7 protein-coding genes are annotated in these 7,246 nt (G+C 62.6%); 4 read left to right on the top strand and 3 right to left on the bottom strand.

The features are described from left to right. Nucleotides 1–133: 133 nt before the first annotated feature. Complete coding sequence (locus NA619_RS08850) at nucleotides 134–787, bottom strand: YitT family protein (protein WP_255961496.1); 654 nt, start codon at nucleotides 785–787, stop codon at nucleotides 134–136. A 146-nt stretch (nucleotides 788–933) separates the two neighbouring features. Further along, nucleotides 934–1,449 (bottom strand): dihydrofolate reductase, encoded by a 516-nt coding sequence (locus NA619_RS08845; RefSeq protein ID WP_255961477.1) that lies wholly within the window; start codon nucleotides 1,447–1,449, stop codon nucleotides 934–936. Between the two features lie 153 nt (nucleotides 1,450–1,602). Between NA619_RS08845 and NA619_RS08840 the strand changes: the two genes are divergently transcribed. Beyond that, nucleotides 1,603–2,718, top strand: a complete 1,116-nt coding sequence (locus NA619_RS08840) for a glycerophosphodiester phosphodiesterase (protein ID WP_255961476.1) — start codon at nucleotides 1,603–1,605, stop codon at nucleotides 2,716–2,718. 64 nt (nucleotides 2,719–2,782) lie between these two features. Here NA619_RS08840 and NA619_RS08835 read toward each other — a convergent pair whose 3' ends face one another. After that, nucleotides 2,783–3,973, bottom strand: coding sequence for a CaiB/BaiF CoA transferase family protein (locus tag NA619_RS08835; RefSeq protein ID WP_255961475.1), 1,191 nt, complete (start codon nucleotides 3,971–3,973; stop codon nucleotides 2,783–2,785). A gap of 247 nt (nucleotides 3,974–4,220) precedes the next feature. Here NA619_RS08835 and NA619_RS08830 point away from each other — a divergent pair, with 247 nt between their 5' ends. The 3 genes from NA619_RS08830 to NA619_RS08820 are packed head-to-tail and all read left to right on the top strand — an operon-like array spanning nucleotide 4,221 to nucleotide 7,205. Further along, nucleotides 4,221–5,201, top strand: coding sequence for a Bug family tripartite tricarboxylate transporter substrate binding protein (locus tag NA619_RS08830; protein WP_255961474.1), 981 nt, complete (start codon nucleotides 4,221–4,223; stop codon nucleotides 5,199–5,201). Between the two features lie 9 nt (nucleotides 5,202–5,210). Further along, the gene (locus NA619_RS08825; RefSeq protein WP_255961473.1) at nucleotides 5,211–5,702 is read left to right on the top strand and encodes a tripartite tricarboxylate transporter TctB family protein; all 492 of its coding nucleotides are present in this window, start codon (nucleotides 5,211–5,213) and stop codon (nucleotides 5,700–5,702) included. A gap of 24 nt (nucleotides 5,703–5,726) precedes the next feature. Beyond that, nucleotides 5,727–7,205, top strand: a complete 1,479-nt coding sequence (locus NA619_RS08820; protein WP_255961472.1) for a tripartite tricarboxylate transporter permease — start codon at nucleotides 5,727–5,729, stop codon at nucleotides 7,203–7,205. The last annotated feature ends 41 nt before the right edge of the window (nucleotides 7,206–7,246 follow it).

Below are 7,246 nucleotides of genomic sequence, written 5' to 3'. Positions count from 1 at the left end.
GGCGATAACTGCAATGGTTGATCAAATACGAGGAACAGCACGTAGGATGGGTTGAGCCTGCGATACCCATCACTCATGAGCGCACACTCTTGATGGATTTCGCTTCGCTCAACACCATCCCACGGGGACAGGACTAGCTCACGCCCATATATCGATCGCTGCGGTGATTGATCGCAAGGACGAGGTTCAGCGCCACGGCGCCAAGCACCGAGAGCGCAACCTTTTCGGGCGGCACGATGAATACCGCCGCCAGCACGATCAGCGCATCGATGCCCATCTGGAAGGTCCCGGCACGCAGGCCGAAGCGCTCCTGCAGGAACAGCGCAAGGATATTCACACCCCCGAGGCTGGCGCGGTGGCGGAACAGCATCAACAGCCCGATGCCCATGGCGAAACCGCCGAACAGCGCGGCGTAGTAGATGTTCAGCTCGGCAAAGCGAATCCAGTTCGGCGTCAGCTCGGCCAGCAGCGAAACCAGGCCCACCGCGATGATAGTGCGCAGCGTGAAGCTCCAGCCCATGCGCCAGATCGCCAGCAGGTAGAAAGGAATATTGAGCGTGAAGAACACCAGCCCGAACGGCCAGCCGGCGACGTACTTGAGCAGGAACGCCAGGCCCACGGTCCCACCGGTCAGCAGCCCGGCATGACTGTAGAAGGCGATGCCCAGCGCCACCATGGCGGTGCCCAGTAACAGCGCCAGCGCATCCTCCCAGAGCGGATGACGGACGAAAATCGCGGCAATGGTTTCCGCCTGCTCGGCGTCCGAATGCTCAGCGTCAGGATGCATAGCGTCTGCTTGTACTGCGCCACGCTGCACTGCGCTCGGCTTGTCGTTCGACATGGGAGGTGTCTCGTGGGAAGCGGAGGGAAAGCATAGAAGCTGACGCCAGGTGAGAACTTGGCGCCGGTCAAGGAAGTCGCGGCGGTCGTGGCTCAGCGGCGCTGCCAGGTCTCGAAACGGTAACCCGGCGCTTCAGCCTCGGCCGGATGTGCCTGGCAATCGACACGCTGCCAGTCGGCATCGTCGAAAGCCGGGAAAAAGGCGTCGCCCTCAGGGGCCGCATCGATCCGAGTGAGGTACAGACGCTGCGCTTGCGGCAATGCCTGGGCGTAGAGTTGCGCGCCGCCAATCAGCATCAGCTCCTCGACGCCCCGCTCGCGCGCCCACTGCTCGGCGCGAACCAGCGCAGCGTCGAGCGCAGTGAAGGTTTCGGCACCGTCGAGCTGCAGATCGCGCTGGCGGCTGACCACAAGATTCAGGCGACCCGGCAGTGGGCGGCCAAGCGAATCCCATGTCTTGCGACCCATGATGATGGGCTTGCCGAGGGTCATGGCCTTGAAGTGCTTGAGGTCGGCCGGGAGATGCCAGGGCATCTTGTTATCGAGGCCGATGACGCGGTTGTCCGCCAGGGCCGCGATCATCGCGAGGGGGAGAGAGGTCTGATTCATGGCGGCGAGAATATCAGAGCGCCTACCGGGCAGTCAGCGCCGCCAGATACACGTCAGCATCACCAAATGGTCATATCTCATTTACCAAAGCGTCAAGCCGTCGTCATTGATAGGCTTCAGGCTTACCGCTCCCCCTCCACGGAGACGCCCGCAATGGCCCGCCACAGCCGCCCTACCCTGCGCCATCTGTTTACAGCCTGCAGCCTGTTGCTGCCGATCGCTGCTTTCGCCGCCACACCTGATGCATCGGTCGCAGCCAAGGACGGCCGTGACGAGCCTCATCCGCTGGTCATCGCCCACCGCGGCGCCAGCGGCTACGTGCCCGAGCACACACTCGCCGCCTACGCGCTGGCGATTCTGCAGGGCGCCGATTACGTGGAGCCGGATCTGGTCATGACCCGCGACGGCGAGCTGGTTGCCCGTCACGACAACGAGCTGGGGCTGACCACCGACGTGTCGCAGCACCCCGAGTTCGCTGACCGCAAGCGCACGCAGATGGTCGACGGCGTGAAGCTCACCGGCTGGTTCAGCGAAGACTTCACCCTGGCCGAGCTGAAGACGCTCCGCGCCATAGAGCGCATCCCGACGATCCGCCCCGGTAATGCACGCATGGACGGCAGCCTGGAGATCCCGACCCTGCAGGAGATCATCGATCTGGTGAAGACCATGCAGCTGAGCGAGCGCCGCCGCATTGGCCTCTACCCCGAAACCAAGCATCCAACGCACTTCCAGCAGCTCGGCCTGGCGATGGAAAAGCCGCTGGTGCGCGTGCTCCATCGCAACGGCTATGCCGGCCCCAATGCACCGGTGTACATCCAGTCCTTCGAAGTCGAAAACCTGAAAACCCTCAGCCGCCTCACGCAGCTGCGCCTGGTCCAGCTGTTCGGCGGCGGCCAGCCGTACGATCAGCAGGTTCGCGGGACCGACCTGACCTACGCCCAGATGGCGACCGCATCCGGCTTGAAGGCCATTTCCGCCTATGCTGCCGGCGTGGGTCCAGAGAAGTCCTACATCATTCCGCGTGACGCCGGTGGCAACCTCGGCAAGCCCACCGACTTCGTACCGAACGCCCATGCGGCTGGGCTGAAAGTGCATCCCTACACCTTCCGTGCAGAGAATGTCTTCCTGCCGACCAACCTGCGCAAAGGCGACTCCCCGTCTGCTCGCGGCGACATCGAAGCCGACATCCAGGCGTTCCTGGACGCCGGCATTGATGGGCTGTTCATCGACCAGCCGGACATCGCGGTGAAGGTTCGCGCCGCGAAATAAGCCTTACCCATCCAGCCAGGGACCCGCCACGCGCGGGGCCTCGGCCGATCAGGCCCGGGCAACGTCAGGCAATGACCTGTTGCTCCCGCAGGGCTGCCAGTTGCGCCTCGCTCTTGCCCAGCACCCGGCGAAGCACCTCGTCGGTATGTTGGCCATGCAGCGGCGGCGCTTTTGGCCTAACGGTCGGCGTCCGCGACAAACGCAAGGGGCTGCGCACCATCCTCACTTCACCCGCGATCGGGTGCTGCGCGCTGATCACCACCTCACGATAACGTGCGGGCTCGGCATCGAATGCCTGCTCCACATCTTTTACCTCGCCCACGGGGATTCCCTGTTCACGCAGCGCGGCGATTAGCGCCGCGCTTTCCCATTCGGCAAAGGCCTGCTGGAGAAGCGGCAGCAGCGTTTCTCGATGCTCGGTCCGCCCTTTGTTCTGGCAGAACCGAGGATCAGCATGCAGCGCCGGTTGTTTCAGAACCTCCAGGCAAAGCCGCCGGTATTGCTCGTCGTTTCCCACCGCGAGCGCGATACTGCCGTCCGCTGTATCGAACAGCTGATAGGGGACGATGCTGGCGTGGGCATTGCCGTAGCGTTGCGGCACCTTGCCGGTGTTGAGATAGCCCGAGGCGATGTTGGCGAGAAAATGCAGGGCGCTGTCTGAGAGGGCGATGTCGACCGACTGGCCCAGCCCGGATTTTTCCCGCTCGAACAATGCGGCGAGGATGCCCTGCACCGCATTCATCCCGGTGACCAGATCGATGAAGGCCACGCCCAGGCGCATGGGCTCGCCGTCCTTCTCGCCGGTGATCGACATGAAGCCGCTCTCGGCCTGAATGATGAAATCGTAGCCCGGCCGATTCTCCATCGGATTGCCGCGTCCGTAGCCGGTAATCGAGCAGTGCACCAGTCGCGGATTGACCGCCGCCAGCGTTTCGTAGTCCAGCCCTAGACGCTTGAGGCTGGCGGGCAGGAAATTCTCAACCACCACGTCAGCCTGGGCAGCAAGATCAAGGATCAGTTGGCGCCCTTCCGGCTTGCGCAGGTCCACCGCCAGGCTCTGCTTGTTGCGGTTGGTGCTGAGGTAATAGGTGGAGATCCCGGCCTTGGCTGGTGGCATCCAGCTGCGCGTATCGTCACCCTCGAAGCTCTCGATCTTCCAGATTTCGGCACCGAGATCAGCCAGGGCCATGGTCGACCAGGGCCCGGCCATGATGCGAGTCAGGTCCAGCACCTTGATGCCGTTCAAAGCGCTCATCACGATCTCCTTCTTGTAATGGTGATTGGGCGATGGCACCGAACTTGACCCAAGCAGAACGAAATCACAACCGTGAAGAACGACACTACCGTTCGATTATCGAACGGTTTCGTACCAACCGCCGGCCCAGCCCGAGAAACCATCGTTAAGGTGGTCACGTCTGTCTCTATAGCGGAATTGACCGAAGCGCCCTGATGGGCTTTCGTTCGTAGATCGGCCCCTACAACAACTACAACGGGAAGCTCCTATGACACCTCTCCTCAAGCGTGCTGCGCGCCTGTTAATGCTGAGCACTGCCCTGCCACTTGTCTCCATCTCCGTGAACGCCGCTGACTGGCCCACCGACACGGTTCGCCTGGTGGTGCCCTATGCGCCCGGTGGAACCACCGATGTGCTGTCGCGCAAGGTCGCCGACCTGTTGCAGAAGGAAATCGGCACCGTGGTGGTGGAGAACCGTCCGGGCGCTGGCTCGACCATGGCCACCGGGCAGCTGGCCCGCGGCGGGCGTGGTGCCGATCACAGTATTCTCATGGCCTCGCCGGGCCACACCATCGGCCCGGTGATTTACAAGAAGTTGCCCTACGACCCCGTGAAGGACTTCCGCTTCATCCGCAACGTGATTGAGATTCCCAATGTCATGGTGGTTCCGGCAAACAGCCCCTACAACAGCGTCGCGGATTTCATCAAGGCAGCGAAAGACAGGGAGATGACCTTCAGTTCTGCAGGAGTCGGCAGCTCCATCCACATGTCTGGCGAGCTGTTCAAGACTATGACCGGCACTAAGATGACCCACGTGCCCTTTCGTGGCAGCGGCGAGGCACTGCCTGCGCTGCTGAGCGGCGATGTCGATGTGTCCTTCGAGAACATGCCGACCGTGCTGTCCCACATTCAATCCGGCAAGCTGCGGGCACTGGCGGTGACCTCCGCCAACGCGTCGCCCTATCTGCCAGGCGTGGAGCCCATCTCGAAGCTGGGTGCCGACTACGGACTTGGCGACTTCGTCACCACCGCCTGGTTTGGTCTGATCGCCGATGACAGCATGCCGGATGAAGCCGTGCAGACGCTGCAGACCGCGCTGGACAAGGTTATGGCTGATCAGGGCTTCAAGGATTTCGTCGCACAGATCGGCGGCGAACCGGCCAGCCAGCAGGGTGATGCGTTCCGACAATATGTCGCAGAGGACGTCGAGCGCTGGCAGGACGTCGCGGGCCAGGCCGAACTCCAGTAAGGGGCTGCCATGACCCGTGCAGAGCCGCGCCAGCGCTGGGCCAACATAAACACCCTGCTCGGCGCATTCTGGCTCGTCGCTGCGCTGGTGTTCCTGTTCTATCTGGTGCCGAACCACATCGATGAGGCGCCGATGGTCGAGAATCCGATGCAGTCACCGCGCTGGCTACCGACCGTAGCCGGCTGGCTGATCGCGGTGCTGTCGCTGGCGCTGATTCTCGAAGGCTGCTTTCGCCCACCGGGGCGCCCGGAGGCGTCTGGAGCGGGTGCACCCGCGTGGCGCTGGCTGCTGATGCTGGCTGGCCTCGCCGCCTACTGGCTGATGTTCGAGCCGCTGGGCGCGATTCTCGCCGGTATCCTCGGCACCCTGCTGCTGTTCATCGCCCACCCTGTGCGCAAACCCTGGCTCTATGTGCTGGCCATCGGGCTGCCGTGGCTGGTGAGCCTGCTGTTCATCCATGTGCTGAACGTCCCGCTGCCTTCAGGCACGCTTTGGGACTGATCCGCCACGCTCGCGAGTGACCGAATGGAAGGTGTTTCCGAAGTACTGAACCTGTTCCTGAGCGTCGACAACTTTATCGCGATCGGCGTCGGGGTATTGATCGGCGTCGTGGTCGGCGCCATTCCTGGCCTCACAGCCACCATGGCGGTCGCGCTGGCGCTGCCCTTCACATTCAGCCTCGCGCCGATCACGGCAATCCTGCTGCTGGTCGGCATCTACAAAGGCGGCATGTACGGCGGTTCGATCACCGCCATCCTGATCCATACCCCGGGCTCGCCTGCCTCAGCGTGCACGCTGCTGGATGGCTATCCGCTGACCCAGCAGGGCAAAGGCAAGAAGGCCTTGCAGATGGCGCTCTACTCGTCCTGCATCGCCGACGTGCTGTCGAACCTGGCGCTGATTCTGTTCGCGTCCTACCTGGCAAAAATCGCCTTGAATTTCGGTCCGCCGGAGTTCTTCTGGCTGATCTGCTTCTCGCTTACCGTGATCGTCTCGATCGCGGGCGACTCGGCCATCAAGGGCCTGATCGCGGCCAGCCTCGGCGTGATCGTTTCCACCATCGGCATGGATGTGGTGTACGGCAGCCAGCGGCTGACGTTCGACAACTACAACCTGATGGACCGGATTTCATTCGTGCCGCTGCTGATCGGGCTTTTCGCCATACCGGAGGTGCTGGACTTCTACCTCAAGAAGGCGGAGCCGCACATCCGCGCGGCTACCAGCGGGGCCAACCTGACCTTCAAAGAGCTCAAGGCCAGCCTGAAGACTATCGTTCGCGGCTCGATCATCGGCGTGATCATTGGCGCCATCCCGGGCACGGGCGCGACCGCGGCAACGTTCATCTCCTACGGCGAGGCCAAACGACGGTCGCCGAACAGGGCCAACTTCGGCAAGGGGGAACTCGAAGGCGTGGCGGCCGCCGAATCCGGCAACAACGGCGTGGCTGGCGCGACGCTGATCCCGCTGCTATCGCTCGGAATACCCGGAGACGTGATCACCGCGATCATCCTCGGAGCCTTCATGATCCATGGTCTGACACCGGGCCCGGTGCTGTTCCAGGAAAACCTGACGCTGATCTACGCGCTGTTCTGCGGAATCATGCTGAGTTCGGCGGTGCTGCTGGTCGTCGGGCAGGGCGTGATCAAGTATTTCTCGCTGGTGGCGGACATTCCCAAAGCGACCCTGCTGCCCATCGTGCTGATGTTCTGCGTGTACGGCGCCTTTGCGGTGAATAACAGCGTATTCGACATCGGCCTGATGCTGTTCTTTGGCGTAGTCGGTTATCTGTTCAACCGCACCGGCTTCGCCACGGCACCCTTCTTGCTGGGTTTCATCCTCGGCCCGATGTTCGAGGACAACCTGCGGCGCACGCTGCTGATTGGGCGCGGCGATCCGATGATCTTTTTCCGCGGGCCTATCACCTGGATATTCATCGTCCTTACTGCGCTGTCACTGTTCTTTGCCATTCGGCGTTACTGGCAGGAGCGAATCAGGGTCGACTAAGGGGGCGCTGATCAGAACGACCAGCGCAGGAGAACGGGCGG

The organism is Stutzerimonas stutzeri (assembly GCF_024448895.1).
Taxonomy (GTDB): domain Bacteria; phylum Pseudomonadota; class Gammaproteobacteria; order Pseudomonadales; family Pseudomonadaceae; genus Stutzerimonas; species Stutzerimonas stutzeri_Q.
The sequence above is the reverse complement of the archived record's forward strand: the minus strand, read 5'-3'. Positions and strand labels throughout refer to the sequence as shown.